At 65.9% G+C, this 1,287-nt stretch carries 1 protein-coding gene; it reads left to right on the top strand.

What is annotated here, in order from left to right; translation table 11 throughout:
• Nucleotides 1–67 precede the first annotated feature (67 nt).
• Nucleotides 68–1,242 (top strand): IS3 family transposase gene (locus Psi01_RS42880; RefSeq protein ID WP_204069955.1). Its coding sequence is split into 2 segments (ribosomal slippage): nucleotides 68–329 and nucleotides 329–1,242, totalling 1,176 coding nucleotides; the frame shifts between segments, so codons are not numbered across the junction.
• Nucleotides 1,243–1,287 lie beyond the last annotated feature (45 nt).

Genomic DNA, 1,287 nt, shown 5'->3' with positions numbered 1-1,287 from the left:
TGAGGTGCCCTACAGATTCCGGACAGTCGGCTACATAAGCTGACAGAAGTCTGGAAGAGGTAGGTACGTGACGAGGCGTCGTAGGCAGTTCTCGCCGGAGTTCAAAGAAGAAGCCATCCGAATGGTGCTGGAGGGCGAGCGGACGGTCGCGTCGGTAGCGCGCGAGTTCGACATCAACGCCAGCACCCTGGGCAGCTGGGTGAACCGGCATCGGATCGTGAGCGCTCAAGGCGAGCAGCGGCCGGTCTCGGGGCCGGAGCGGGCCCGGATCCGGGAGCTGGAGCGGGAGAACGCCGAGCTGCGCGAGAAGCTGATCTTCCTGAAAAAAGCGGCCGCCTTCTTCGCGTCCGAGAATCGATGACGCTCGCCACGTACGAGCTGATCGATGCGGAGAAGGCGCACCATAAGATCGCCAAGATGTGCGCCTGGCTGGGCGTGTCGCGCTCGGGCTACTACGAGTGGCGCACCCGGCCGGCCTCGGCCACCGCGCAACGCCGCACGTTGCTGGCCGCCCTCATCGCCGAGATCTTCACCGACTCCCATGAGACCTACGGATATCGGCGCGTGCACGCTGCCCTGGTCCGCCGCGGCGAGCACTGCTCGGCCGAACTGGTCCGCGCCCTGATGCGCGAGCAAGGCCTCATCCCGGCCCAGGTCAGGAAGTTCCGTCCGGCCACCACCGTCCAGGGTGACTATCGGGGCATCCCCGACCTGGTCGGCCGGAACTTCACCGCCGAGCGGCCGGGCATCAAGCTGGTCGGCGATATCACCTACATCCGCACCTGGGAGGGCTTCCTCTACCTGGCCACGGTGATCGACTGCCACAGCAAGGCGGTGCTGGGCTGGGCGATGGCCGATCACTACCGCACCGAGCTGATCATCGACGCGATCCGGATGGCCGCCGGCACCGGCCTGCTCCAGCCCGGCGCCATCTTCCACGCCGACCGCGGCTCGAACTACACCTCACAGGAGTTCGGCCGCGTCCTGGCCGGCTTGGACATTCGCCGATCGGTCGGCCGCACCGGGGTCTGCTGGGACAACGCGATGGCCGAATCGTTCTTCTCCGCGATCAAGAACGAATGGCTGCACCGCTTCGTCTTTGCCACCCGAGCCAAAGCACGACGGCAGGTCATCCGCTACATCGAAGGGTTCTACAACCGGCGGCGCCTGCACTCGGCGCTCGGCTACCGGCCACCCCTGGAGGTATTGAACGAGGCCCTTTCACAGCAAGCAGCCGCATAGGCTCTACGACCGTAAGACGGCTGTCTGGAATCTCCGAGGCCCCTC

The organism is Paraplanobispora siamensis (assembly GCF_016863175.1).
GTDB lineage: Bacteria > Actinomycetota > Actinomycetes > Streptosporangiales > Streptosporangiaceae > Planobispora > Planobispora siamensis.
This window is presented reverse-complemented; position numbering and strand designations above follow the sequence as displayed.